At 68.0% G+C, this 25,687-nt stretch carries 20 protein-coding genes and 1 pseudogene; 18 read left to right on the forward strand and 3 right to left on the reverse strand.

Going from position 1 to position 25,687, the window contains the following annotated elements:
- The first annotated feature begins 16 nt into the window (after nucleotides 1-16).
- The 10 genes from IB223_RS02535 to kdpC all read left to right on the forward strand — a co-directional run bounded on the left by IB223_RS02535 (nucleotide 17) and on the right by kdpC (nucleotide 15,226).
- The gene (locus tag IB223_RS02535) at nucleotides 17-2,260 is read left to right on the forward strand and encodes a TonB-dependent receptor (RefSeq protein ID WP_192200106.1); all 2,244 of its coding nucleotides are present in this window, start codon (nucleotides 17-19) and stop codon (nucleotides 2,258-2,260) included.
- A gap of 2 nt (nucleotides 2,261-2,262) precedes the next feature.
- Nucleotides 2,263-3,567, forward strand: coding sequence for a serine hydrolase domain-containing protein (locus tag IB223_RS02540; RefSeq protein WP_192200107.1), 1,305 nt, complete (start codon nucleotides 2,263-2,265; stop codon nucleotides 3,565-3,567).
- Nucleotides 3,564-4,508 carry a ribokinase gene (locus IB223_RS02545; protein WP_192200108.1) on the forward strand — a complete coding sequence of 315 codons (945 nt, stop codon included), beginning with the start codon at nucleotides 3,564-3,566 and terminating at the stop codon, nucleotides 4,506-4,508. The genes IB223_RS02540 and IB223_RS02545 overlap by 4 nt, the downstream gene beginning before the upstream one ends.
- Nucleotides 4,509-4,520: 12 nt before the next feature.
- A complete protein-coding gene (locus IB223_RS02550; RefSeq protein WP_192200109.1) occupies nucleotides 4,521-6,713 on the forward strand; it encodes an SUMF1/EgtB/PvdO family nonheme iron enzyme in 2,193 nt (730 codons plus the stop codon).
- Nucleotides 6,710-8,575 (forward strand): beta-L-arabinofuranosidase domain-containing protein, encoded by a 1,866-nt coding sequence (locus IB223_RS02555; RefSeq protein WP_192200110.1) that lies wholly within the window; start codon nucleotides 6,710-6,712, stop codon nucleotides 8,573-8,575. Before IB223_RS02550 ends, IB223_RS02555 begins: the two co-directional genes overlap by 4 nt.
- A 121-nt stretch (nucleotides 8,576-8,696) precedes the next feature.
- On the forward strand, nucleotides 8,697-9,881 hold the full coding sequence (locus tag IB223_RS02560) for a CoA transferase (protein ID WP_192200111.1): 1,185 nt from the start codon (nucleotides 8,697-8,699) through the stop codon (nucleotides 9,879-9,881).
- A 124-nt stretch (nucleotides 9,882-10,005) separates the two neighbouring features.
- Entirely contained in the window at nucleotides 10,006-10,725 is a 720-nt protein-coding gene (locus IB223_RS02565) for a TorF family putative porin (RefSeq protein ID WP_225590772.1), read from the forward strand.
- 120 nt (nucleotides 10,726-10,845) lie between these two features.
- Entirely contained in the window at nucleotides 10,846-12,549 is a 1,704-nt protein-coding gene (kdpA, locus tag IB223_RS02570) for a potassium-transporting ATPase subunit KdpA (protein WP_192200112.1), read from the forward strand.
- A gap of 10 nt (nucleotides 12,550-12,559) precedes the next feature.
- Complete coding sequence (gene kdpB, locus IB223_RS02575) at nucleotides 12,560-14,626, forward strand: potassium-transporting ATPase subunit KdpB (protein ID WP_192200113.1); 2,067 nt, start codon at nucleotides 12,560-12,562, stop codon at nucleotides 14,624-14,626.
- A gap of 9 nt (nucleotides 14,627-14,635) precedes the next feature.
- The gene (kdpC, locus tag IB223_RS02580; protein WP_192200114.1) at nucleotides 14,636-15,226 is read left to right on the forward strand and encodes a potassium-transporting ATPase subunit KdpC; all 591 of its coding nucleotides are present in this window, start codon (nucleotides 14,636-14,638) and stop codon (nucleotides 15,224-15,226) included.
- 469 nt (nucleotides 15,227-15,695) lie between these two features.
- On the opposite strand, the gene IB223_RS02585 is transcribed toward kdpC, so the two are convergent.
- Entirely contained in the window at nucleotides 15,696-15,980 is a 285-nt protein-coding gene (locus IB223_RS02585) for a hypothetical protein (RefSeq protein WP_192200115.1), read from the reverse strand.
- A 107-nt stretch (nucleotides 15,981-16,087) separates the two neighbouring features.
- Here IB223_RS02585 and IB223_RS02590 point away from each other — a divergent pair, with 107 nt between their 5' ends.
- The 8 genes from IB223_RS02590 (at nucleotide 16,088) to IB223_RS02625 (ending at nucleotide 24,404) form a co-directional block, all read left to right on the forward strand.
- On the forward strand, nucleotides 16,088-16,267 hold the full coding sequence (locus tag IB223_RS02590; protein ID WP_192200116.1) for a hypothetical protein: 180 nt from the start codon (nucleotides 16,088-16,090) through the stop codon (nucleotides 16,265-16,267).
- A 15-nt stretch (nucleotides 16,268-16,282) separates the two neighbouring features.
- Nucleotides 16,283-18,934, forward strand: coding sequence for a sensor histidine kinase KdpD (locus tag IB223_RS02595; RefSeq protein ID WP_192200117.1), 2,652 nt, complete (start codon nucleotides 16,283-16,285; stop codon nucleotides 18,932-18,934).
- Nucleotides 18,935-18,951: 17 nt separating this feature from the next.
- Entirely contained in the window at nucleotides 18,952-19,656 is a 705-nt protein-coding gene (locus IB223_RS02600) for a response regulator (protein ID WP_192200118.1), read from the forward strand.
- A gap of 31 nt (nucleotides 19,657-19,687) precedes the next feature.
- Nucleotides 19,688-20,686: a tRNA dihydrouridine(20/20a) synthase DusA gene (gene dusA / locus IB223_RS02605; RefSeq protein ID WP_192200119.1), complete on the forward strand. Its 999-nt coding sequence runs from the start codon at nucleotides 19,688-19,690 to the stop codon at nucleotides 20,684-20,686.
- Between the two features lie 4 nt (nucleotides 20,687-20,690).
- Nucleotides 20,691-21,617, forward strand: a complete 927-nt coding sequence (locus IB223_RS02610; protein WP_192200120.1) for an arginine deiminase-related protein — start codon at nucleotides 20,691-20,693, stop codon at nucleotides 21,615-21,617.
- A gap of 147 nt (nucleotides 21,618-21,764) precedes the next feature.
- Nucleotides 21,765-22,160 carry a hypothetical protein gene (locus IB223_RS02615; protein ID WP_192200121.1) on the forward strand — a complete coding sequence of 132 codons (396 nt, stop codon included), beginning with the start codon at nucleotides 21,765-21,767 and terminating at the stop codon, nucleotides 22,158-22,160.
- A 77-nt stretch (nucleotides 22,161-22,237) separates the two neighbouring features.
- Complete coding sequence (locus tag IB223_RS02620) at nucleotides 22,238-22,924, forward strand: response regulator transcription factor (RefSeq protein ID WP_142123336.1); 687 nt, start codon at nucleotides 22,238-22,240, stop codon at nucleotides 22,922-22,924.
- A gap of 28 nt (nucleotides 22,925-22,952) precedes the next feature.
- Nucleotides 22,953-24,404 carry a sensor histidine kinase gene (locus IB223_RS02625; protein ID WP_192200122.1) on the forward strand — a complete coding sequence of 484 codons (1,452 nt, stop codon included), beginning with the start codon at nucleotides 22,953-22,955 and terminating at the stop codon, nucleotides 24,402-24,404.
- 3 nt (nucleotides 24,405-24,407) lie between these two features.
- Here the strand turns inward: IB223_RS02625 and IB223_RS02630 are convergent.
- Nucleotides 24,408-25,215 (reverse strand): annotated as a pseudogene (locus IB223_RS02630) (M90 family metallopeptidase).
- Nucleotides 25,182-25,502, reverse strand: a complete 321-nt coding sequence (locus tag IB223_RS02635) for a hypothetical protein (RefSeq protein WP_192200123.1) — start codon at nucleotides 25,500-25,502, stop codon at nucleotides 25,182-25,184. The pseudogene IB223_RS02630 and the gene IB223_RS02635 overlap by 34 nt, the downstream one beginning before the upstream one ends.
- Between the last annotated feature and the right edge of the window lie 185 nt (nucleotides 25,503-25,687).

Here is a 25,687-nt window from a genome sequence, read left to right on the forward strand (position 1 = left end):
ATTCCGAGAACTGACCATGAAACAGGTACCCGCCGCGTTCGGCGTTTTCCTGCTGGCTGCCGCCGTCAGCGCCAGCGTCCAGGCCCAACAGAACACCCCGCTGCCGCAGGACGCGGCAGCCGAAGAAGAGCGGGCGAAGGATGCCGTCGACCTGGACCAGGTGATCGTGACGGGTGTGCGTACCCCGAAGGCCGTGGACAAGATTCCGGGTGCCATCACCCTCGTGTCGCGCGAAGAGATCCAGCACACCCTGCTGGTCACCGAGGACGCCACCGCCGTGCTCGCGCGCACGGTACCCGGATACGCGGAATCGTCGCAGGCGATGAGCAATACCGGCGAGACGTTGCGTGGCCGCATCGCGCTGCGCCTGTTCGATGGCGTGCCGCAGGGTTCGCCGCTGCGCGAGGGTGGACGCAACGCGACGTTCACCGACATGGGCATGGTCGGCCGCATCGAGGTCATCAACGGGCCGTCGGCGTCCGAAGGCATCGGCGCCGCTGGCGGCATCATCAACTACCTCTCCAAGGTGCCGGAGAAGGAAGGCCACGAGACCACGGTGGCGTCGCGATACTCCAGCCAGTTCGGCGACGACAGCGCCGGCTGGAAGCTGGGCGTCAATCACGCCTACAAGCAGGACAACGTGGATTTCCTGGGCGGCGCGTCGGTCATCGACCGCGGTATTTCGTACGACGGAAACGGTCGCCGCATCGGCATGAACACCAGCGGTTCGGTGTCCGATTCCGAGGCCAAGAACCTGTTCCTGAAGGGAGGCATCAACTTCGGCGAAAGCGGCGAGCAGCGCCTGCAGGCGACCCTGAGCCACTTCAAGATCGAGGGCAAGGGCAACTACATCCAGGTTGAGGGTTGCCGCTATGTCGACGAAGACTGCCCGGTGCCGGTCACCAATACGTCCGAACGCGGGCAGATCTTCGGCCAGAAGGCCGAGTTCAACGACTTCAAGCAGTACGCATTGAAGTACACGCATGGCAACTTCCTCGGCGGCACGCTGGGCGTGGATGCCTACTACGCCGATCAGGCGATGCGCTACCTTCCCGAGAACGGCGACGACAAGCAGCTCGTGAAGGTGGACGACGACTTCGACGAAGCCGACCGCATCTTCGACCAGTCCGAGATCGTCACCGAGAAGAAGGGCTTCCGCATCGGCTGGACGCGTCCGGAACTGTTCAACGTATCCGGGCTGGAACTGCGGACCGGCATCGACCTGGTGAAGGACACCGCGGAGCAGCGCCTTGCGCTGACCAACCGCCTGTGGGTGCCGCCGATGGAATACGAAAGCAAGGCGCCGTACGCACAGTTGACCTGGGACATCGGGCCGGTGACGTTGAGTGGCGGCTACCGTCGCGAAGATGGCGACCTGCACGTGGACAGCTACACCACCACCGCCTACCGCAACAGTGTGGACGTGCAGGGCGGCGGCGTGCAGTACAAGGAGAACCTGGTCAACTACGGCGCGATCTGGCGCATCACCGACGAGTGGTCGGTGTTCGGCTCGTATGGCGAGGGGTTCGGCCTGCCGAACATCGGCATTCCGCTGCGCAACATCAGCGTGCCGGGACAGTCGGTTGACCGTATCGCGGACATCGCGGCCATCGTGGTGGAAAACACGGAGTTCGGCGTCAACTGGCGCGGGCAGCACGGCTCGTTCAGCGCGTCGCACTATGACTCGGAGACGCCGTTCGGCACATCGCTCGCCATCGATCCCAACAACAACGATTTCATCCTCACCCGTGCCCCCACCCGCATCAAAGGCATCGAGGTAAGTGGCGACTGGCGTTTCAACGAGCAATGGAAGGTCAGTGCGCTGTACTCGCGGATCCGCGGCAAGACCGCGTTCTGGGCTGCAGCGCCAAACGGCGACTACGGTGCCGGCGGGCTGAACAAGCCGATGGGCGTGCTGGACATCAATCCGGACAAGATCTCGGCGTCGGTGACATGGAATTTCCTGCCCAACGGCAACGTGACGCTGGGCGCGACGCGACTGGCGGACCGTCATCTTTCGGGAAGCGACGTTCGGGATTTCGACGGGCGGGAATTCGAGTATGAAGAGAACACCTACGGCTACACCCTGTTCGACCTCGGCGTGAACTACGAGACCGAACGTTTCGGCAAGTTCTCGCTTGGCATCGAGAACCTGACCGACAAGCAGTACATCCTCAGCTGGTCGCAGTTGGAAGGCTTCCAGAACTACTGGGCGGGCCGTGGCAGGATGGTGTCCATCACCCACACCATCACGTTCTGATCTTGGACCCTTCGCTGTCCCCACGGCAGATGCTGGCCAACCGTGTCGCCTCCGCGCCACCTGCACACGCAGGTGGCCGTCGGCGACCGTGGTGGGGTCTTGTGCTGCTCACGCTGCCGTGGTTCGCCGCGGCGCAGCCGGCGGCGTCCCTCGATCGCCTGGACGAATACCTCCAGCGGGCGACGGGCGAAGCGGGATACCTGGGCGTGGTCGCCGACGTCTGGCAGAAGGACGCGCGGGTCTATCACCAGGCCATGGGCGAAGCCGACCTGGAAGGCGCGCCGCTGCGCGAAGACGCGATCTTCCGCATCTATTCCATGACCAAGCCCATCACCTCGGTGGCGGCGTTGATGTTGGTGGAGGAGGGCAGGTTGCGGCTGGATGATCCGGTCGCGCGTTATCTGCCCGGGTTCGCCGGGTTGCAGCGCGTGGCGGGCGGCGACAAGGCGGAGCCGCAGCTCATGGCGGTGCATCGTCCCCTCACCGTGCGCCATCTGTTGACCCACACGGCGGGCTTCGCCACTGGCGGCGACGATATCCGGGTGGCGTCGGCATTGCTTCAGCAACAGGCGCCGGAAGACGCGGAAGATCTGGCGGACTACGCACGCCGTGTCGCACGCGCGCCGTTGGCCGATGAACCCGGTACCCGGTTCCGGTACGACGGCGTCAACAGCGAGGTACTGGCGCGGGTCATCGAGGTCGCCAGTGGAACGCCGTTCGATGTGTTCCTGCAGTCGCGGATCTTCGCGCCCCTCGGCATGCGCGACACCGGCTTCCAGGTGCCGGCATCGCAGCGCGGGCGGATCATGGCGCTGACCACGCGCAACGCCGGGGGCCATCGCGTGCTGGCGGACACGCCTTCCGCGCGCGAACCGGGCATTCCGCTGCGTGCCTACCGCAGCGGCGCGGGCGGCCTGTACTCGACTGCCGCCGATTACCTGCGTTTTGCGCGCATGCTTGCCAACGGCGGGGAACTGGATGGTATCCGCCTGCTCCAGCCATCGACCGTCGACCAGATGATGCAGGACCAGCTCGTGCGTTTCGATCCGCCGGTCGCCTACCCGGAGGCGGGCGAAGGTTTTGGCCTGGGTGGCTACGTGGTCACCGATACCGCGAAGACCACGCGACCTGGCTCGCAGGGGCAGTTCGGTTGGTCCGGCGCAGCGTCCACGTGGTTCACCATCGACCGTAGCCGCAGGCTGGTGATCGTGCTCATGTCGCAGCACCTGCCGACGGACGGCGCCCCCGCGCTGCCGAAGATCGCGGCGCCGTTCTACCGGCAGGTCTATTCAACGGTGTCGCCATGAAGGCGCCGGTACTGGTGGCCGGTTCGGCCAACCTGGATTTCGTTGTCCGCGCGCCGCATGTGCCCGCGCCGGGCGAAACCGTGCTCGGCCGCGACTTCGCCACCTTTCCCGGCGGCAAGGGCGCAAACCAGGCCGTGGCCTGTGCGCGCGCGGGTGGCGTGGCGACGCGCATGCTGCTGGCCCTGGGCGATGACCCCTACGCCACGGTGCTGGAAGCCGCACTGGCGGATGCCGGCGTGGCGACGCACATCGTCCGCGCGCCCGATGTCGCCAGCGGTACCGCCTTCATCTGCCTGTCCGACGACGCGGAAAATGCGATCACCGTGGCGCCGGGCGCAAATGCTGCCCTGCGCCCGCACCACCTGCCTTCCCTCTTCGGCGTCACCCACTTGCTGCTACAACTTGAAACGCCACTGGATGCCGTGGCGAGCTTCGCACACGTGGCGCACGCCGCCGGCGTGCACGTGCTGCTGAACGCCGCGCCCGCCGCCGCGCTTCCGCCCTTGTTGCTGGAGGATGTCGACCTGCTGGTGGTCAACGAAGGCGAACTTGCCGCGCTCGCCGGTCCTGGCACGCTGGTCGCGCAAATGTCGCGCCTGCCGGTGCCGTGCGTGGTCGCCACGCTGGGCGCCCGCGGCTGTGTCGCCAGGCGCGGGGGCGAACTGTTCCTGCAGCCGGCGTTCCGCATCGATGCCGTGGATACCACGGCTGCGGGCGATACATTCTGCGGTGCGCTCGCCGCCCGGCTGGCGCAGCATGCACCGCTGGCGGACGCGTTACGCTTCGCCAGTGCGGCATCGGCCCTGGCATGCACGCGCCTGGGTGCGCAGGCCAGCATCCCGGCGCGCGACGAGGTCGATGCATGGCTGGCCGCGCAGGTCGATGCGCCCGATCACAAGGCTGCCCTCGCCGCGTACTGCGGTATTCCCGGTTCCGATTGAAAGACCCATCCCATGAATTCCCCCACGCTCCCCGATCCTTCCGACACACCGGACGCCACCGACGCGCTGCCATCGCCGGTGAAGACCGAATACAAGTTCTCCCACGTCACCACCCAGCGCTACCTGCCCACGCCGGGCAAGGCGCCGGGCTGGCCGTTCGCCGACATCGGCCAATGGAAGATCGACGCCAACGCGTCGGCCGACGACTGGGTCGCCGAGCTGAAGGACTGGCGACGCGAACACCTCACCCGCATCGGCTACGACGATGCCAACTACCGCCGGCCCGAACTGCAGTGGGCGCAGCGCAACTTCGTGCATGCGCAGGTGATGGTCGAGGACCGCTACCTCTACGACCCCGTCGCCGGCCGCTACACCGTCGATCGCTACCTCGATGACCTGGACGCGCGCTACGGCGGCCTGGACAGCGTGCTGCTGTGGTGCGTGTACCCCAACATCGGCGTGGACGACCGCAACCAGTTCGATTTCGCGCGCAGCCTGCCGGGCGGTCTTGAGGCGTTGCGCGGCGCGGTCGACGATTTCCACCGCCGTGGCGTGCGCGTGTTCCTCACCACCATGCCGTGGGACAACGGCACCCGCGACGAAGGCGAGCCGGACTGGCAGGCCATCGCGAAGATCGTCAAGGCGGTGGGTGCGGACGGCATCAACGGCGACACCTACAACGGCGTGCCGCGTGCGTTCTTCGACGCCTGCGATGCGCTGGGCCATCCGGTGGTGGTGCAGCCGGAATCCACGATCAGCGCCGAGGAGCACCTGATCTGGAACGTGCAGAGCTGGGGCAAGAAGGCGCCGAACGAAGTCGTGCCGCCGGTGGCGAAGTTCAAGTGGCTGGAACCGCGCCACATGATCAACTACGAGAACCGCTGGGGCCGCGACCGCAACCACGACCTGCAGTACATCTTCTTCAACGGCGTGGGCTACAACGCGTGGGAAAACGTATGGGGCCTGTGGAACCAGCTGACCCCGCGCGATGCCGAATCGCTGCGCCGCATCGCCAGCCTCTACCGCCGTTTCGCGCCGCTGCTGGTCAGCCTGGACTGGCGCCCGTACGAGCGCACGCTGCAGGCCGGCATCTTCGCCAGCCGCTTCCCGGGCGAGGGCCGCACGTTGTGGACCCTGGTCAACCGCCACGAATATCCGATTGAAGGCGAACAGCTTGCCGTGCCGCATGTGGACGGCACGCGTTATTTCGACCTGTGGAACGGTACCGCGCTGTCGCCGCGCATCATCGACGGCCAGGCGATCCTGGAGACGACGCTGGAAGGCCGGGGTTTCGGCGCGCTGCTGGCGCTGCGCGACGGCGTGCAGGAGGAAGGCCTCGACACGTTCCTGGCCCGGATGGCCGAACGCGCCGCTACGCCGCTGGCATCGCTGTCCGCGCAGTGGACCGCGTTGCCGCAGGTGCTGCAGCCGATCGCGCCGACCGCACCGCACGCCGCGGCGCCGGACGGCATGGTGACCATCCCGGCAAGCGAGTTCCTGTTCGCCGTGCAGGGTATCGAGATCGAAGGGCAGGTGTGGGAAGGCGTGGACGTGCAGTTTCCGTGGGAGCCGACCGCGCGCAGGCACCACCGCCGCCGCATGCAGATGAAGGCTTTCCACATCGACCGCCACCCGGTGACCAACGCGCAGTACAAAGCCTTCATGGACGCGACCGGCTACGCGCCGCAGGACGCGCAGCACTTCCTGCGCGACTGGCGCGAGGGTGCGCCGCAGCCCGGGTGGGAGAACAAGCCTGTCACCTGGGTGTCGCTGGAGGATGCGCGCGCCTATGCCGCCTGGGCGGGCAAGCGTCTGCCGCACGGATGGGAGTGGCAGTACGCCGCGCAGGGCACGGACGGCCGCCTGTATCCGTGGGGCGATGCCTGGCGTGACGATGCCGCACCGCCGGTGTTCCGCGGCCGCACGTTGCCGCCGCCGGCCGATGTCGGTGCGTATCCTGCTGGCGCCAGTCCGTACGGCGTGATGGATCTGGTGGGTCATGTCTGGCAGTGGACCGACGAGTTCCACGACGAGCACACGCGCGGCGCCATCGTGCGCGGTGGCAGCGACTACGAGCCGCGCACCTCGCACTGGTACTTCCCGCAAGCCAGACGGCTGGACCAGCACGGAAAACTCCTGCTGATGGCACCGGGCAAGGACCGCTCCGGCCGCATCGGCTTCCGTTGCGTGGTGGACGCAGGATGACCGCGACAACGCCCGACGAGGGGCTGCAGCTGCCGTCACCTGCGCAGGTCACGCTGGGTGGCGTGCTTGGCGCGGCGCTGGACGCGAACCGCGCCGGGCGCCTCCACCATTTCATCGTGGATGAGCACAGTCCCGCGATCGCCCTGTTCGCGCCGCAGCATGTCGACCACAACGAAGAGGGCGACTGGTACGGCGAACACGCCGGCAAATGGCTGGTCGCCGCCGCGCGTGCCGCCGCGCGTGACGGTGATGCCGGCCTGCAGGCGAACGTGCGCCGTGTCGCCGATTACCTGGTCTCGCGGCAGCAGCCCGACGGCTACCTGGGCAACTACGCGCCTGCGCGCCGTTTCATGCACCCGCAGCCCCCGAAGCCGCTGACGTGGGATGGCGCGCCCGCGCTGCGCACCTGGGACATCTGGACGCACAGCTACCTGATCCTCGGCCTGCTGGAAGTGCATCGCCACTTCCCGGACGCGGCCTACCTGGAGGCCGCACGCCGGATCGGCGACCTGTGCTGGCGGGTGCTGACGGAAGGCGGCATCGACATCACCACGCTGGGCAACCATCACGGCATGTCGGCGACCGTGTTGATGGATCCGGCGATGGAGCTGTACTTCGCCACGGGCGAAGCGCGCTACCTGCAGCTGGCCGAACACGTGCTGGCGCAGGCCGACGCCCACGCACCGCTGGCGCTGCTGACGCGCGCGCTGGCCGGTGCGGATGCGGCGGAGATCGCCACCGGCAAGGCCTATCAGCTGGCCTGGAACCTGGTGGGACTGGCCAAGCTGGCGCGCGCCACGGGCGAGGCGCGCTATCACGAGGCCGTGGATCGCGTGTGGCAGAGCATCCGCGAGCGCCATCTCACCCTCGGCGGTGGCCCGTGGGGGGGCGTGGCGCATCGCTCGCGCGAAGTGTTCAATGCGCCCGGCAGCTTCAGCCCCAACGCGTACGTGGAAACCTGTTCGCTGCTGGCCTGGATCCAGCTCAACCGCGAACTGCTGCGCCTGACCGGCGAAGCGCGCTACGCAGAGGAAATAGAGCGCACGGCCTACAACGATCTGCTCGGTGCCCACGCGCCCAATGGCGAGGACTGGTGCTACTACTCGTTCCCAAACGGCCGTCGCGTGCACACCACGTATTGGCGTTGCTGCAAGTCCAGCGGCGCGATGGCGCTGGAGGAACTGCCCTCCATTGCGTACGCGCAGGCCGGCAACGCCGTGGCCATCAATGTGTACGGACCCGGTGAAGCACGCCTGGTGCATCCCCGCGCGGGCGCATTGCGGTTGCGCCAGCACACCACGTATCCGTTCGACGGTACCGTGTCGCTGCAGGTCGAGCCGGAGCACGATGCCAGCTTCGAAGTACGCCTGCGTGTGCCCTCATGGGCGCACGGTGCCACCGTCAGCGTGAATGGCGAGGCGGTGGACGCGGACGTGGTGCCCGGCACCTTCGCCCGCGTGACGCGACGCTGGAGCGCGGGCGACCTGCTGACCATCGTGTTCCCGCTACGGCCCGTCCTGCACCACCACGCGCTGCGCAATGTGCAGGAGTCGCGCGCGCCCGACGGCGGCGACGTCAGGCAACAGGTGCTGGACCTGCGCTACGTCGGCCTGACCCGCGGCCCCTTGGTCTACGCCACCGAACTGATCGATGGCTTCAAGACCGAAGAGACCATCCGGCTGCCGGAGGGCCCGCAGGACGATTGGCTGCAGGTGCTGCCCGTCAGCGACGGCGAAGAAGGCGCGGGCATCGCCATGCAACTGGGCTATCGCGCGCCCCTGCTGTTCTGGCCGTACTACCGCGCGGGTGGCCGCGTGGATGGCGCCTGGCGCCTCACCTGGCTGTCGTTGCCGCCGGCATGAAGGCATCGGCGCTCGCAAGAATTTGTGGCAGAAGAAAGTACGGCGGCTGGCTGTATCCGGTCCGCCGCGTGGCACAGACTTGCCATCGCCGTCGTGGCGGCGGCTGAAGGAGGCTTCTCCCATGGACAACGCGTCTCCCTTCCGTTCGCGCCTGCGCCAAGGCGCTGCGGGCCCGCTCAGCGGCGTGAAGGTGCTCGACCTGAGCGCCTATATCGCCGGCCCCTACGGCTGCACGCTGCTGGCCGACCAGGGCGCGGACGTCATCAAGGTCGAGCCGCCGGACGGCGACAACCTTCGCCAGTATCCGTCCACGCTGGAAAAGGAGAGCCGCGCGTTCCTCGGAGTGAACCGCAGCAAGCAGGGCGTGGTGCTGGACCTGAAGCAGCCGGCCGACCACGCCTCGCTGCTGCGGCTGGTGCGCGAGGCCGACGTGCTGGTGCACAACTTCCGCCCCAGCGTGCCGAAGCGTCTCGGCATCGACTTCGACAGCCTGTCGGTGATCAATCCGCGCTTGATCTACTGCGCCGTCACCGGCTATGGCGAGCATGGGCCGATGAAGGACAAGGCCGGCTACGACCAGGTGCTGCAGACCATGACCGGCATGTGCACGCTGCAGGGCAAGCGCGGCGGTGCACCCGAGATCATCTACGGCTCGGTGGTGGACTACTACGCGGCGGCGCTGCTCGCGGCCGGCGTCTCATCGGCGCTGTATGAGCGTGAACGCAGCGGGCTTGGCCAGTTCGTCGGCGTGTCGCTGCTGCGCAGTGCGTTGACCATGCAATCCGCGCGCATGATCTGGGCCGAAGGCGAGGCGCTGGACATCGGCCGCGACATGCGGTCGGGCGGCGTCACCGGCATCCATCCCGCGCGCGAGGGCTACCTGTACCTGTCCGCGAACACGCAGCGTTTCTGGAAGGCGCTGTGCCGGCTGACCGGGCTGGATGCGCTGGCGGACGATCCGCGCTACGACACCGTGCGCAAGCGGGCCCAGCACGCCGCCGACATCGTGCCGCGCCTGCACGAGGCCCTGCGCAACCGCGATGCGCTGGAATGGGAAGCACACTTCGGCGACGAAGTGCCCTGTGCGGCGGCGCGGCGGGTGGAGGACATGTTCGAGCATCCGCAGGTGCTGGCCGAGGACATGGTGGCGGAGATCGCGCATCCGGTGATCGGCAGCTATCGCGGCGTCACCCGCCCGATCGCGTTCGGCCGCACCGTGGGGCCCGATCCGTTCGCAGCGCCCACCTTCGACCAGGATGCGGATCATGTGCTCGGCCGCAGCGGCAGGACGCGCGCGTCGGGCTGACCACGGTTGGCCGGAAGGGTTTACGCAGACTTTACGGCGCAGCGAACAGCGTAAATAGCGCCTTTACGCACGCGGAGAACAGACTTTCCGGGTCGGCGGACCACCCTCCGCCTGGAACCCGAACATGTCACCCGCACTTCCCCGTACCGGCAGGCGCTCGCCTGCCTTGCGCGCTGCCGCAGCGCTCTCCCTCGCACTCGTCATCACCGCGCCGGCATACGCGGCCACCGTCGGCGGCTCGGCAGCGCTGACTACCGACTACGTGTGGCGCGGCACCACCCAGACACAAGGCGATCCTGCGGTGCAGGCCGGCTTCAAGGCGTCGGCCGACAACGGCCTCTACGGCGCCGTGTGGGGCTCGAACGTCGAGTTCGCGCCGGAGACCAAGGCCAGCAGTGAAATCGATGTCACCGTTGGCTGGGGCGGCGCGCTGTCCGACGATTGGGCGCTCGACGTCAACCTGACCCACTACCGCTATCCGTCCACCACCGTCGACCTCAACTGGACCGAGGCCATCGGCACGCTGACCTGGAAGCAGAACTACTGGGTGCAGCTGGGTTACTCCACGGAGGCGCTGGCCACCGACGAAGCCGGCATCTATGCACAAGTCGGCGCGAAGTTGCCGTTGAACGAGCAGGTCCGCCTTGAAGGCGCCGCCGGTTACTACTGGCTGGATGATGCCTACGACGACAGTTACGCGCATGCGCAGCTCGGCGCGGTGTGGGCATTCAAGGCGCCGTTCGAACTGCGCGTGACGGCGCACGCCACCGACAGCAGCGCCAAGACCCTGTTCCCGGGCCTGGCCGGTTCGCGCGTGGAAGCAGCGCTGCAAGCCTCATTCTGACTACCGCCATGGTCACCGACTTCCTCCACCTGTTGTTGGCGCTCGCGGGCGTGCTCGCCGGCGCCGGCCTCCTGTTCCTGCTGATCACGCGGCGTGCGCGCATGCCGATGGACGATACCCATGACTGAATTCCTCCTTGTCTTCGCACTTGCCATCGCACTGGGCTGGCCGTTGGGCCGGTACCTGGCCGCGGTGATGCGCGGTGCGCCGATGCGCGGCGATGCGCTGTTCGGTTGGATCGAGCGTCCGTTGTACCGGCTGCTCGGCGTCGATCCGGCGCAGGGCATGGACTGGAAGGCGTATGCGAAGGCCTTCCTGCTGAGCAACCTGGTGCTGGGCGTGCTGACCTGGGGTGTCTTCATGACCCAGGCCTGGCTGCCGCTCAATCCCAACGACGCCCCGAACATGCGCTGGGACCTGGCGCTGCACACGATGGTGTCGTTCCTCACCAACACCAACCAGCAGCACTACTCCGGCCAGGCACAGCTCTCGCACCTGGCGCAGATGACCGGCATCGTCGGGTTGCAGGTGGTCACGCCGATGATGGGCCTGGCGCTGGTCGTGGCGACGCTGCGCGGTCTCTTCGGTGGGCGAGGTAACGACACCGCGGAGGCGCATGGCAATGGTGACGCCGATGTCGGCAACTACTGGGCCGATGTCATCCGCCCGGCCGTGCGCGTGATGCTGCCGCTGTGCCTGCTGTGGTCGGTACTGCTGACCTGGCAGGGCGTGCCGTCCACGCTGCAGGGCGGTCCGATGGCGACGCCCGTCGATGCGGCCGCGCAGATGGCCGAGCAGAAGATCGCGGTCGGCCCGGTCGCGCCGATGGTTGCGGCCAAGCAGTTGGGCAGCAACGGCGGCGGCTGGTATGGCCCGAACAGCACCGTGCCGCTGGAGAACCCGACCCCGTTCGCCAACTTCCTGGAGACGCTGGCCATCCTGCTGATCCCGGTCGGCGTGGCTTTCATGGTCAGCGCGTTCACCGGACGGCGCAAGTTCACCGCGTTGGTGGTCGGCACGATGATGACGATGTGGATGGCGACATCAGCGCTGGCGATCTGGTCTGAAGGGCATTCGTCCACCACTCAGGACATCGCGCTGATGGAAGGCAAGGAAGTCCGCATCGGTGCCGATGCCTCGGCGTTGTGGGCTGCCACCACCACCGGCGTCAACAACGGCTCGGTCAACATGATGCTCGACTCCGCCGCGCCGCTGACCGGCCTGGTGGCTACCGGCAACATGCTGATCAACGCGGTCTGGGGTGGTGTCGGCTGCGGGCTGCAGCAGTTCCTCGTCTACCTGCTGCTCAGCGTGTTCCTGGCCGGGCTGATGACAGGCCGCACGCCGGAACTGTTCGGCCGCAAGATCGAGGCGCATGAGGTGAGGTTGCTCGCCGTGCTGGTGCTGCTGCAGCCGCTGGCGTTGCTGGCCTTCACCGCCATCACGCTGGCCGTGCCGTCGATCACCGGCAACTCCAATCCGTCGTTCCACGGCATCAGCCAGGTGTTCTACGAGTACACCTCGGCCTTCGCCAACAACGGTTCCGGTTTCGAGGGCCTGGGCGATGCGACGTACTGGTGGAACCTCAGCACCACGCTGATGCTGCTGCTCGGCCGCTATCCGGCGCTGATCATTCCGCTGGCCATCGCCGCCTCGCTCGCCCGCAAGCGTGCCGCGCCCGAGGGCCCCGGCACCCTCCAGGTGGAAACCCCGACCTTCGCGCTCACCCTGATCGCCGTGGTCGTCATCCTGACCCTGCTGCAGTTCATGCCCGTGCTGGTCCTCGGCCCGATCGCCGACCACCTGGCCTTGAGCGCGCTCTGAGAACACCGACATGACCCACTCCCCTGTTTCCACCCGCAACGCCGGCCGCGCGCCGGTCCTGCTCGATCGCGCGGGGTTCCGTGCCGCCGTGGTCGGCGCCTTCACCAAGCTCGCGCCGCAGCACGCCTTCAAGAACCCGGTCATGGCCGTGGTCTGGCTGGGCACGCTGCTGACGGCCGGCCTGACGCTGGCCGGCACCACCACGCCCGGCATCGGCTGGGCGGTGACCGCGCTGCTGTTCGTCACCGTGCTGTTCGCCAACTTCGCCGAAGCCGTCGCCGAAGCACGCGGTCGCGGCCAGGCTGCCTCGCTGCGGCGTGCCCGCAAGGATCTCGTCGCGCGGCGCGTGGACACGCCATTGGGCGGCACCGAGCGGCGCATGCCGGCGGCCGACCTGAAGCCCGGCGACTACGTCATCGTATCCGCGGGCGAGCAGATCCCCGCCGACGGCGAGATCGTCAAAGGGCTGGCGACGATCAACGAGTCCGCCGTCACCGGCGAATCCGCGCCCGTGCTGCGCGAAGCCGGCACCGACCGCAGCGGCGTCATCGGCGGCACCAAGGTGCTGTCCGACGAGATCGTGGTGAAGATCACCGCCGAGCCCGGGCACAGCTTCCTCGACCGCATGATCGCGCTGGTCGAAGGCGCCAACCGGCAGAAGACGCCGAACGAGATCGCGCTCGGCCTGCTGCTCATGACGATGACGCTGACCTTCCTCATCGTCGTGGTCACGCTGCCCTTCATCGCCGGCTTCGTCGGCGCGAAGCTCGACCCGCTGCTGCTCGTCGCGCTGCTGGTCTGCCTGATTCCCACCACGATCGGCGGCCTGCTGCCAGCCATCGGCATTGCTGGCATGAACCGCGCGCTGGCCGCCAACGTGCTGGCCAAGTCGGGCAAGGCGGTGGAAGTCGCGGGCGACGTCGACGTGCTGTTGCTCGACAAGACCGGCACGATCACCCATGGCGACCGCCAGGCCACGCTGTTCCATCCGCTGGCCGGTATCGATCACGAACAGCTGCGCGATGCCGCCATGCTGTCTTCGCTCGCCGACCCGACGCCGGAAGGCAAATCCATCGTGCGCCTGGCGCGCGAGCAGGGCGCCACGCTGGTGGAACCTGAGCAGGCGCAGTTCATCGCGTTCACCGCGCAGACACGCATGTCCGGCGTGGACCTGGCCGGTGACGGCCCCGGCCGCGCACGCCGTATCCGCAAGGGCGCCGCCGACGCCATCCTGCAGCACGTGCAGGCATTGGGCGGCAGTGCGCCGGCCGAACTCACCGCCCGCGTCGAACAGGTCGCGCGCAATGGCGCCACCCCGCTGGTGGTCAGTGATGGCCAGCACGTGCTCGGCGTGGTGGAACTCTCCGACGTGGTCAAGCACGGCATCAAGGAGAAGTTCGCCCACATGCGGGCGATGGGCATCCGCACGGTGATGATCACCGGCGACAACCCCCTGACCGCCGCCGCCATCGCCGCCGAAGCAGGCGTGGACGACTACATCGCCGAGGCGCGCCCGGAGGACAAGCTGGCGCGCATCCGCCAGGAACAGGCCGGCGGCCGACTGGTCGCGATGGTCGGCGACGGCACCAACGATGCGCCCGCGCTGGCACAGGCCGACGTGGGCCTGGCGATGAACTCCGGCACGCAGGCGGCGAAGGAGGCGGGCAACATGGTCGACCTGGACTCCGACCCGGCCAAGCTGCTGGAGGTCGTGGAAGTCGGCAAGCAGCAGCTGATCACGCGCGGCGCGCTGACCACGTTCTCGCTGGCCAACGACGTGTCGAAGTATTTCGCCATCCTGCCGGCGCTGTTCGCCGCTGCCATCCCCTCGATGGCCGCACTCGACGTGATGCATCTGTCCAGCCCCACCAACGCCGTGCTGGCTGCGCTGATCTTCAACGCCATCATCATCCCGCTGCTGATCCCGCTGGCGCTGCGCGGCGTGCGCTTCCGTCCGGCCGGCGCCACCGCACTGCTGCGCCGGAACATGCTGGTCTACGGCGTGGGCGGCGTGCTGCTGCCGTTCGCCGCCATCAAGCTCATCGACCTGTTGCTGGCCGCCGTCACCGGCGCCTGAGGAATTGCCATGAATGCTGCTTCCACTCCTGCCCCTGCCCGCAGCGCGCTGCGCCCGTCGCTCATGCTGGCCGCCGTTTCGCTGCTCGGCTTCGGCCTGTTGTACTCGCTGGCGGGCACCGGCCTGGGACGCGTGCTGTTCCCGCACCAGGCCACCGGCAGCCTGGTCGAACGCGACGGTCGCGTGATCGGTTCGGCGCTTGTCGCGCAACCGTTCGCCGACGACCGCTATTTCCAGTCGCGTCCTTCCGCGGCCGGATATGACGTGATGGCGTTGGCCGGCAGCAACCAGGCGCGTACCAACCCGGACCTGCGCACGCGCATCGACGAGGCGCGCGCCGCCGTCGCCGCGCGCGAAGGCGTGGCGCCAGCCGACGTGCCCAGTGACCTGGTCACCCAGTCCGGCGGCGGCATCGACCCGCACCTGTCGCCGGCTGCGGTGCGCATCCAGATCGCCCGCGTTGCGCGTGCGCGCGGCATCGAGGCGGCGGAAGTCGAACGCCTCGTCGCCGCGCATACCGAGGCCCCGCAGTTCGGCGTCCTCGGCGCGCCGCGGATCAACGTGCTGGAGCTGAACCTGGCGCTGGATGCGGAGAGGTAACTCCTCCTCGCCCCGCGCGCAGAGATGGAGGTAGGCAAGCGATGTGGATCGGCAGTTCCCTTCTCCCCGCGTGCGGGGAGAGGGTGCCGAAGGCGGGTGAGGGGCCGACGGAGCCGCGGTCGCTGGCATTGCAAGGCGGATCGAGTGTCGCGAAACAACGCGCACGCACGGGGAGATGTTCCGTGGTCGGACAGTGCCCAGCCTCCGCTCGCCCCTCATCCGCCCGCTGGGCACCTTCTCCCCGTAAACGGGGAGAAGGGTATTTCCTGGTGATGTGGAACAGCAGTTCCCCTCTCCCCGCCTGCGGGGAGAGGGTGCCGAAGGCGGGTGAGGGGCGACGAAGCCGCTGCGTGTCACGGCTGCACAACGCCTTCGAAGCCGGCGTAGCCCGGATAAGGCCAGCGGTCGCATCCGGGAGCACGGGGTGCCGACATGTCCCGAGGTCCCGGGTGCGCTGCGCCTGCCTGGGCTACGCGGCTCCCCGCAGACGGGGAGAAGGCATGGGTGTGCTTGCCATGCGCAAGGGTGATGCGACGAGGAGAATCTCCCCGCTTGCGAGCTTCTCTGGTGAGACGACAAAGGGAGAACCCTCGCATGCGAACCAGAAAAGTGAGGCATCAAGCCAGACAGGTGAGGTGACGAAGCAGATTTCCTCGGCGCCAACGCTCAAAGGGTCGGTGACAAGGAAAATTTCCTCGCTCACGAACCAGAAAGGTGCGGCATCGAGGCGGATAAGTGAGACGACGAGGAACATGTCTGCCCGCGCAACGCTTTCGGGTGAGCTGACGAGGAAAAAAGAATCCCGCACCCGAACCAGAAAGGTGCGACGCCGAGGCAGATAGCTGAGACGACACACCACGCATGTTCTACATGGAACAGAAAAGCCTTGCGGCCAAGGAAAATTGCCTTGATGTCGAGGAACATTTCCTTGAGGGCGATTTCCCGGGGCCAAGGCGCGAGGGTCCTGATGTCGAGGGCGGCTCGTACGCCGCGACGGACGTCGCTCCTCCACCTGCGATTCCGGCGTCACGCAACAGTTGAGAGCACACTATGTCCATGACCGACCCCCGCCACCGCCAGGCTGACGCCCTGATCGACCACCTGCAGCGCGAGCGGGGCGGGCGGCTGACGATCTTCCTGGGCGCGGCGCCCGGTGTGGGCAAGACGTACACCATGCTGTCCCGCGCCAGCGAACTGCGCCGCCAGGGCCGGGACGTGGTGGTGGGCATCGTGGAGACGCACGGGCGTGCGGAGACCGCTGCGCTGACCGAGGGGCTGGAGATCCTGCCGCGCAGGCGCGTGGCCTACCAGGGCCGGTGGCTGGAGGAAATGGATCTGGATGCGCTGCTGGCACGGCGTCCGCAGATCGCGCTGGTGGACGAACTGGCCCACCGCAATGCGCCCGGCAGTCGCCACGAACGGCGCTGGCAGGATGTGATCGAACTGCTGGACGCAGGCATCGACGTGCACACCACGATCAACATCCAGCACCTGGAAAGCCTCAACGATGTCGTCCACCGGATCACCGGCGTGCGCGTCAGCGAGACGGTGCCGGATGCCGTGTTCGATCGCCTGCGCGACATCGTGCTGGTGGACCTGCCGCCGCGCGAGCTGATCGAACGCCTGCACCAGGGCAAGGTGTACCTGCCGGAACAGGCGTCGCAGGCGCTGCAGGCGTTCTTCTCGCCGTCCAACCTGATCGCCCTGCGCGAACTGGCCATGCAGACGGCGGCCGACCGCGTGGACAGCGACCTGCGCGAGGAACAGACCGCGCGCGGCCTGCCCGGCATGCCGGTGCGGCGCCGCGTGCTGGTGGCCATCGACGGCATGGGCCAGTCCGACTACCTGGTGCGGGTGGCGCGACGGTTGGCCGAGCGGCGTGATGCGCCGTGGACCGTGGTGACGGTACAGGCGCGGCAAGCGCTGGATGAAGCCAGGCAATCGGAGATCGATCACGCATTCGCGCTGGCCCGCAAGCTGGGAGCCGACACCGTACTGCTGCACGGTGCGAGCATCGCCGATACGCTGCTGGACCACGCCTCGCAGAGCGGCGTCTCCACCCTGGTACTGGGACGCACGCGCGAGCGGCCGGTGGCGCGCATGTTCAACCGCACCCTGACGCAACAGCTGCTGCAACGTGCGGCCCACTACGAGCTCGTCATCGTCAACACGCCCGAGGCGCGCGCGCGTGCACGGCGCAGCGGCCGGCCGGCGGGCGGACTGCTGGCACGCCATGACCTGGCGTTCGCCGTCGTGGCCTCGATGCTCGCGGTGGCGGTGGGTTGGCTGGCCGAGCGCTGGATCGGCATCGACGACCTGTCGATGGTGTTCATCGTGGCGGTGGTGCTGGTGGCTTCGCGCACGCGCATGGCCGCTGCGGTGGTGGCGGCGCTGCTGGGCTTCCTCGCGTACAACTTCTTCTTCATCGAACCCCGTTTCACCTTCCATATCGGCGCGCGCCAGGGCGTGACCACGGTGTTCCTGTTCCTGATCGCGGCGCTGGTGGCCGGCAGGCTGGCATCGCGGCTGCGCATGCAGGTGCTGGCACTGCGCGCGGCCAATGCACACGCCACTGCCCTGCAGGCACTGGGACGGCACCTGGCGGGCGCTGCCGACCTGGGGCAGGTACTGGTGGCGGGGCGCAAGGCGCTGGAGGACGCGCTGGGCGTGGCGGCGTGGTTGCGCGTTGACACCACCGTGACCGACGCAGGCGCCGCGCCGGACGCGGAGATCGATCGCAGCGCGGCGGACTGGGCGCAGAAGCATGGGCAGCCCACCGGCCGCTTCACCGACACGCTGGCCGGTGCGCACTGGTGGTTCCTGCCGCTGCGCAACGACCGCGGCACGTTGGGGGTGGCGGGCCTGCGCGTCCCGCAGGACACGCCGCGCTTGAACGTCGAGCAGCGGCGCCTGGCCGAAGCCATGGTGGATGACATCGGCCAGGCGGCGTTGCGCACGCGGCTGGTCGCCGACCTGGAAAGCGCGCGCGTCGGCAGCGAGACCGAGCGGTTGCGCTCCGCACTGCTTTCCTCGGTGTCGCACGACCTGCGCTCGCCGCTGGCATCGATGATCGGCTCCGCCAGCAGCCTGGCCAGCTACTGGGGTGCGATGGGCGAGGAGGATCGGCGCAGCCTGCTGGATACCATCCAGCATGAAGGCGAGCGCCTGGACCGTTACATCCAGAACCTGCTGGACATGACCCGGCTGGGCCACACCGGACTGACCCTCAACCGCGACTGGATCGGTGTGGACGAACTGATCGGTTCGGCGGTGGGACGGCTGCAGCGCTATCAACCGGAAGTCCGTGTCGTCACCACGGTGGCGGCCGACGTGCCGCCGATCTGGGTGCATCCCGCGCTGGTGGAACAGGCCCTGTTCAACGTGCTGGAAAACGCGGCGAAGTTCTCGCCACCGCACGAGGCCGTGGAGGTGGATGCACGCCTGGTCGACGCTGCGCTGCGGATCGATGTGCGCGACCATGGCCCCGGTATTCCCGAAGACGAGCGTGCGCGCATCTTCGACATGTTCTACAGCGTGGAGCGCGGCGACCGCGGTCGCCAGGGCACCGGCCTGGGCCTGGCGATCTGCCAGGGCATGGTCGGCGCGCATGGTGGCAGCGTGGAAGCGCTGCCGGGCCGGGATGGGCGCGGCACCACGCTGCGGATTACCCTGCCCCTGCTGACCCCCGCGCCGCAGGCCGACCCGTGACCTCCACCGAATCCCCCGTGACCGTTTCCGCGCCGCCGGCACGCGTGCTGGTCATCGATGACGAGCCGCAGATCCGCCGGTTCCTCGACATCAGCCTGCGCGCGCAGGGTTACGTGGTGGCGCTGGCCGAGAGCGGGCATGCCGGACTGGCCGCCCTGGCCGCGCATGGCGCGGACCTGGTGGTGCTGGACATCGGCTTGCCGGACCTGGATGGCCACGAGGTATTGCGCGAACTGCGGCAATGGTCGCAGGTGCCGGTGATCATGTTGACCGTGCGCAGCGGGGAGGGTGAGAAGGTCGCCGCGCTGGATGGGGGGGCGAACGACTACGTCACCAAACCGTTCGGCGTGCAGGAACTGATGGCCCGCATCCGCAGCCTGCTGCGCACCCGTGCCGCCGCCAGCGATACGGCAATGCCTCTGTTCGACGACGGCCACCTGCACGTGGACCTCGGTCGCCGCGAGGTGACGCTGGACGGCGAAGCCGTCGCGCTGAGCCGCAAGGAATTCGCCCTGCTTGCGCTGCTGCTGCAACATCCAGGCCGCGTCGTCACGCAACCGCAGCTGCTGCGCGAACTGTGGGGTCCCAATCACCAGGACGATACCCATTACTTGCGCATCCTGGTGGGCAAGCTGCGCCAGAAGCTGCACGACGACGCTACCGCGCCGCGCTACATCGCCACCGAGCCCGGCGTGGGCCTGCGATTCGTTCCTGCGCGCTGAGCCACCCGGGACCGCACGGTACAATGGCGGCATGACGTCGCCCCCCATTCCGCATGCCGCCCTGCGCCTGTCCGTCGCGCCGATGATGGACTGGACGGATACGCATTGCCGCGTGTTCCATCGCCTGCTTGCGCCCGACGCGCGCCTGTATACCGAAATGGTGCACGCGCAGGCGGTGATCCATGGCGACCGCGATCGCTTGCTGGGATTCGATGCCGTCGAGCATCCGGTGGCGGTGCAGCTGGGCGGCAGCGAGCCGGCGCACCTGGCCCAGGCCGCGCGCATCGCGCAGGACTGGGGCTATGACGAGGTGAACCTCAACGTCGGCTGCCCGTCCGACCGCGTGCAGGCGGGCCGCTTCGGTGCGTGCCTGATGAAGGAGCCCACCCTGGTCGCCGATTGCGTGGCGGCGATGATCGCGGCGGTGGACATTCCCGTGACGGTGAAATGCCGTCTGGGCGTGGACGAACAGGAGGACTACGACCTGTTCCGTGCCTTCATCGACACGGTGGCGGACACCGGTTGCCGGGTGTTCTTCGTGCATGCGCGCAAGGCGTGGCTGCAGGGGCTTTCGCCGAAGGAAAACCGCGAGATCCCGCCGCTGCGCTACGACTGGGCATACCGGCTCAAGCGCGAGCGCCCCGAACTGACGGTAGCGATCAACGGCGGCATCACCACCACGGCGCAGGTGCATGAGCATCTGCAGCACAGCGACGGCGTGATGATCGGCCGCGCGGCGTACCACGAGCCCTACGTGCTGCACGAGATGCAGGCGGCGCTGTCCGGCGGCGGGACGATGTCGCGCATCGAGCTGCTGCGCGCATGGCGGCCGTATGTGGAGCAGCAGCTGGCGAAGGGCGTGGCCCTGAAGCACCTGACCCGCCACGTGCTGGGGCTGTTCCATGCACAGACCGGTGGAAGGGCGTTCCGCCAGATCCTCAGCGAAGGTGCGCACCGGCCGGGTGCGGACTGGTCGCTGGTGGAGCAGGCGATGGCGGCGACCACGCGCGAATTGCGTCCGGCGGCGTGAGCGCATGATCACGCGCGACATCGCCGCCTTTGCCGCGCACGTGCGAACGCTGGCGCCGGATGTCGGGCCGGCCACGGCACGCGCGGCGTTCCTGGTGTCGCCGGACGGATTCATGCGTGCGGAACAGTCCGCGCAGGACAATCGCTACATGGCCGGCGCCGAGGCGTTCGATGCCGGCGCCGCACTGCGCGAACACCATGCGCTGCATCGTGCGCTGTCGGAGGACGTGCCGGTGTTCTGCTTCCCCGGCCGCGAGGCGACGCCGGATGCGGTGTTTCCCAACAATGTGTTCGCCACCGCGCGGGTGGGTAGGGAGCCGCGACTGGTCATCGGCCGCATGCGCCACCCGGTGCGGCAGCGTGAAGCGGAACGGCCCGACATCCGGGGTTTCTTCCGCGACACGCTGGGATATGCGGAAGTCGATCTGTCGACCCAGCCGCATCCCTGCGAACTCACGGGGGCACTGGTCATCGACCGCGCCCGCGGCATCGGCTTCTGTGGGCTGTCCGAGCGCTGTGACGAGACCGGCGCGGCGCGCATGCACGAGGCGTTCGGCCTGCGCGCGACGTTGATGTTCGACCTCGCCGCTGGCGAGTACCACACCAACGTGCTGCTGGCGGTACTGGCCGGCCGTGCCGCCGTGGTCTGTCCCGACCGGTTGCTGGCGCCGGGCCTGGTGGATGCGCTGAGGGCGATCTACGGGCCGCACGTGGTGGTGCTGTCCGCCGCCGAACAGGCGGCGTTCGCCGGCAACGCGATCGCACTGGCCGATAACGCAGTCTGGATGAGCCGGCGGGCGAGCGCGTCGCTCAGCGGCGCCAGCCGCAGGCAGCTCGAAACCGGTGCGGGTTTCGCGGTCCGGAGCGTGGAGCTGGATGCCATCGAGGCAGGTGGCGGCTCGCTAAGGTGTTGTGTGGCCGAGGTTTTCTGATCCTTCAGCTGTCTGAATGCGGGGCACGACCCTGTGGATAAATTCAGAACGGATTCACCGCTGCGGGCCAAGACTTCGCTTCCAATCAAAAGAGGCGGTTTCGGGTTCCGTTCAGTTTCGCGACCCCAGTTCCGTTACGATTCCGTTATGCGCTTTCGTACCCCCACTCTGGCTGCCATCACCCTGGCGGTATTCGTCGCCCTAACGGGCACCCACGGGGTGCGCGCGCAGGACGAACGCGGCCGTGACGATCCGCCGCCTGCGCGCGAGCGCGGCGCATTGCGGGCGGAAAACATGGGGCATCGCTCGTCGATGTCCGATTCGGTACGCCGCGTGCGCAACGAAACCGGTGGACAGGTACTGAGCGTGGAGCGCATGCAGTACGAGGGACGCGAGATCAATCGCGTGAAGTATGTCGACGACCGCGGCCGGGTGCGCACGATGGATGATGCGGGCCCGTCCCGTCGCGGCATGGACGCACCGGTGCGGCCCCGGCGTGAGATGACGCAGCCTCCACGCGGCGATAACCCCCCGCGCCCGTAGTCTTACGTAGAATCAAAGCTCATCACGAGCACGCCCGCGCGGTCACTGAAGCCGCGCCGCATTCCCAAGGAGAGTCCATGCGTATCCTGCTGGTCGAAGACGAAGCCCCCCTGCGTGAAACCCTCGCCGCGCGCCTGAAGCGCGAAGGCTTTGCGGTGGACGCGGCCCAGGACGGCGAGGAAGGCCTGTACATGGGTCGCGAGGTGCCGTTCGACGTGGGCATCATCGATCTCGGCCTGCCCAAGATGTCCGGCATGGAACTGATCAAGGCGCTGCGCGACGAAGGCAAGAAATTCCCGGTGCTGATCCTGACCGCGCGTTCCAGCTGGCAGGACAAGGTGGAAGGCCTGAAGCAGGGCGCCGACGACTACCTGGTCAAGCCTTTCCACGTGGAAGAGCTGCTGGCCCGCGTCAATGCGCTGCTGCGCCGCGCTGCCGGCTGGAGCAAGCCCACGCTGGAATGTGGTCCGGTCGCACTTGATCTGGCCGCGCAGACGGTCAGCGTCAATGGCAGCAACGTCGACCTCACCAGTTACGAGTACAAGGTGCTCGAGTACCTGATGATGCACGCGGGCGAACTGGTCTCGAAGGCCGACCTGACCGAGCACATCTACCAGCAGGATTTCGACCGCGACTCCAACGTACTGGAAGTCTTCATCGGTCGCCTGCGCAAGAAGCTGGACCCCGAAGGCGAGCTGAAGCCGATCGAGACCGTGCGCGGCCGCGGCTACCGCTTCGCCATCCCGCGCACCGGCGAAGGCTGATGGACCGCGCCGGCATCGCCAGCATTTGATGCCTGCGCCACCTTCCGGCGCCGTGCCGCCCGCCCACGTCGGTCGCGACCGGTTCGACGGCTGGCGTCCGCGCTCGTTGCGCGCGCGCCAGCTGCTCGCGGCCAGTCTCGCGCTGCTCGCCTTCCTCGCGCTCGCCGGTTACGCGCTGGACCGCGCGTTCGTCGACACCGCCGAGGACAACCTGCGCCAGCGGCTGAAGAGTTATGCCCTGTACTACACCGACAAGGTCGAGTTCGGTCGCAACGGCACGTTGATTCCGCCTTACAACACGCCCGATCCCCGCTTCGACATGCCCGACAGCGGCATGTATGCGCAGGTGGTGCTGCAGAACGTGCCGCCCTGGGGCTCCAACTCGACGCTGGGCCCGGAACTGCCGGTGCCCAGGCGACTGGGCGCGCTGGAAGAGACGTTCGAGGGTCCGCTGCCGATACGCCGCGCGGACGGCAGTGAGGGCGAGGCTTATCGCTACGGCGTTGGCTATGCCTGGCCGGCAACCCACCAGCATGCGGAGATTCCCTACAGCATCTACATCCTGGAGGACGCGCAGGCGCTGAGCACGCAGATCCGCGTGTTCCGGGGCTCGCTGTGGGTCTATCTGGGCGGTGCCGGCGTGATCCTGCTGCTGCTGCAGATGCTGGTGCTGCGCTGGAGCCTGCGTCCGTTGCGGCGGGTGATCTTCGAACTCAGCCGCGTGCAGCGCGGTGAGCTGTCGGGCATGACGGAGAGCCATCCGCGCGAACTCGAGCCGCTGACCGACAGCATCAATGCCTTCATCGAGAGCGAGCGCGAGAACCTGGAGCGTCAGCGCAACACGCTGGCCGATCTGGCGCACAGCCTGAAAACGCCCATCGCGGTATTGCGCACGCAGCTGGACGACAACGGCGATCCGCAGTCGCTGCGCGAGGAACTGGACGTGCAGCTCAAGCGCATGAACAACCTCGTGTCCTACCAGCTTGCGCGTGCGGCTTCGAGCGGCCACAAGCTGTTCTCGGCCGCCATCGCCATCGAGCCGAACGCCGAAGAGATCGTGCGGGGACTGGAAAAGGTCTACGCATCGAAGGGCGTCATCTGCGAATTCGAGATCGATCCGCGCGCGCGCTTTCATGGCGAGACGGGCGACCTGCAGGAATTGATGGGCAACCTGCTGGAGAACGCGTTCAAGTGGGCGCGTTCGCGCGTGCTGCTGACGGTGAAGGTGGGAGCGACCGCACCGCAGCGCAGGCCCGGACTGTTCCTGGCCGTGGATGACGATGGCCCGGGCATTGCCGAGGAGGACGTGTCCAAGGTGCTGCAGCGGGGCGTGCGCGGCGATGAGCGCGTGCAGGGGCACGGTATCGGGCTGTCGATCGTGCAGGACCTGATCCGCGACTATCGCGGCGAACTGCAGGTGCTGCGCTCGGAGGAACTGGGCGGCGCGCGCTTCGAGGTGCGGTTGCCGCCGGGCCTGTAACCGTTACGTCGCCGCGAACGGCGATGGACCGTAGAATCGCCGCAAGTGCCCGCCCACCTCCGGCATCGCGTCGGCCAGCACGTCCGGCGCGGAGAAGTGGTATTCGGTGACGACGGCGAAAAACTCTTCCGGTGCCTCGGCGGCATACGGGTCGATCACGGTCTCGCGGCCCAGGTCGACCTGCATGCAGAAGTCGTCGTACGCGCGCTGGAAGTCGCGCGCCCAGCGGCCATGCCACTCGCCCGGCAGAGGCGGTGTGCCGTCCAGTTCGCCATCCAGCGCATCCAGCTTGTGCGCCATCTCGTGCACGGCGACGCAGAAGCCGGCATCGGGCTCGGCCAGGTCGGCTTGCACGTCGGCCCATGACAGGATCAGCGGACCCTGGTCCCAGGCTTCGCCGGCCAGGTCGTCTTCCCACTCGTGCAATACGCCGGCCGCATCGGTATGCGTGCGTTGCACGCGGAACGCGTCCGGGTAGACGATCAGCTGCGACCAGCCGCGCAAGCCGCTTTCGCCGAACTCCAGGAGTGGCAGGCAGCACAGCGCTGCCAGTTGCACGCGTTGCGCATCGTCCAGGCTCAGGCCGGCGAGCGGCGTGATGGTCTTCTGGTGCAGGAAGCGAGCCGCCAACCCGCGCAGCCTGTCCGAACGCACGTCATCCAGAGCCGACACCCAAGGGGTGTCCGTGGTTACGGTCCGCCAGAGTTCGTCCTGGATGGACGGGGAGGGGCGCCGCAGGCGGCGCAACAGTCCAATCACCGGGTGATGCCGTCCGCGTCAGCGGAACATGCCCGGCAGGAAACTGTGCCACTTGGAGCCGCGGCTGCGTGGCAACGGGGTGTCGTCGTCGTCGCCGCCACCCCGCGAAGTGGAGGGCGTCAACGCGGCGGGCGCAGCGTACTTGCTGCGCACGGCGGTGGCGCGCGCGCGGCGTGCGTCCGGAGTGGTCGGCACGGCATCACCCGGGCGGTCGGCGACGGCGCGGTCCGCGACGTCCTGGCAGGTGGTGGCATTGCCATTGGCGATGCTGCGCCCGTTCTGGGCGAGTACCGCCGCAGAGGCGCCGAGAAGCAGCAGGGCAAGGCTGGCGCGTAACATCGGAGAGACTCCTGTCGGTCGGGGTACAGCGGCCAGATGACGCCGCCGACTATAGCGGGAATGGCCCGGCGCGGCATGAATGCGGCGGGCCTTGCGACGAAACGCCCCTGCGCGGCGATGGATCGAGGAAAACCGGCCGCGGCCTGTTGCGTCGCAGCAGGGGTAGTGGGGGGCTTGCGTCAGAC

It is taken from the genome of Pseudoxanthomonas sp. PXM03, assembly GCF_014852005.1.
Classification (GTDB): domain Bacteria; phylum Pseudomonadota; class Gammaproteobacteria; order Xanthomonadales; family Xanthomonadaceae; genus Pseudoxanthomonas_A.

Excerpts from the sequence above, each read along its gene's own strand:
- dusA (WP_192200119.1), top strand. The coding sequence starts at position 19,688 with ATGACGTCGCCCCCCATTCCGCATGCCGCCCTGCGCCTGTCCGTCGCG.
- IB223_RS02560 (WP_192200111.1), top strand. The coding sequence starts at position 8,697 with ATGGACAACGCGTCTCCCTTCCGTTCGCGCCTGCGCCAAGGCGCTGCG.
- IB223_RS02535 (WP_192200106.1), top strand. The coding sequence starts at position 17 with ATGAAACAGGTACCCGCCGCGTTCGGCGTTTTCCTGCTGGCTGCCGCC.
- IB223_RS02595 (WP_192200117.1), top strand. The coding sequence starts at position 16,283 with ATGACCGACCCCCGCCACCGCCAGGCTGACGCCCTGATCGACCACCTG.
- IB223_RS02545 (WP_192200108.1), top strand. The coding sequence starts at position 3,564 with ATGAAGGCGCCGGTACTGGTGGCCGGTTCGGCCAACCTGGATTTCGTT.
- kdpA (WP_192200112.1), top strand. The coding sequence starts at position 10,846 with ATGACTGAATTCCTCCTTGTCTTCGCACTTGCCATCGCACTGGGCTGG.
- kdpC (WP_192200114.1), top strand. The coding sequence starts at position 14,636 with ATGAATGCTGCTTCCACTCCTGCCCCTGCCCGCAGCGCGCTGCGCCCG.
- IB223_RS02610 (WP_192200120.1), top strand. The coding sequence starts at position 20,691 with ATGATCACGCGCGACATCGCCGCCTTTGCCGCGCACGTGCGAACGCTG.
- kdpB (WP_192200113.1), top strand. The coding sequence starts at position 12,560 with ATGACCCACTCCCCTGTTTCCACCCGCAACGCCGGCCGCGCGCCGGTC.
- IB223_RS02625 (WP_192200122.1), top strand. The coding sequence starts at position 22,953 with ATGCCTGCGCCACCTTCCGGCGCCGTGCCGCCCGCCCACGTCGGTCGC.
- IB223_RS02550 (WP_192200109.1), top strand. The coding sequence starts at position 4,521 with ATGAATTCCCCCACGCTCCCCGATCCTTCCGACACACCGGACGCCACC.
- IB223_RS02635 (WP_192200123.1), bottom strand. The coding sequence starts at position 25,502 with ATGTTACGCGCCAGCCTTGCCCTGCTGCTTCTCGGCGCCTCTGCGGCG.
- IB223_RS02620 (WP_142123336.1), top strand. The coding sequence starts at position 22,238 with ATGCGTATCCTGCTGGTCGAAGACGAAGCCCCCCTGCGTGAAACCCTC.
- IB223_RS02555 (WP_192200110.1), top strand. The coding sequence starts at position 6,710 with ATGACCGCGACAACGCCCGACGAGGGGCTGCAGCTGCCGTCACCTGCG.
- IB223_RS02615 (WP_192200121.1), top strand. The coding sequence starts at position 21,765 with ATGCGCTTTCGTACCCCCACTCTGGCTGCCATCACCCTGGCGGTATTC.
- IB223_RS02585 (WP_192200115.1), bottom strand. The coding sequence starts at position 15,980 with ATGTTCCTCGTCGTCTCACTTATCCGCCTCGATGCCGCACCTTTCTGG.
- IB223_RS02590 (WP_192200116.1), top strand. The coding sequence starts at position 16,088 with ATGTTCTACATGGAACAGAAAAGCCTTGCGGCCAAGGAAAATTGCCTT.
- IB223_RS02565 (WP_225590772.1), top strand. The coding sequence starts at position 10,006 with ATGTCACCCGCACTTCCCCGTACCGGCAGGCGCTCGCCTGCCTTGCGC.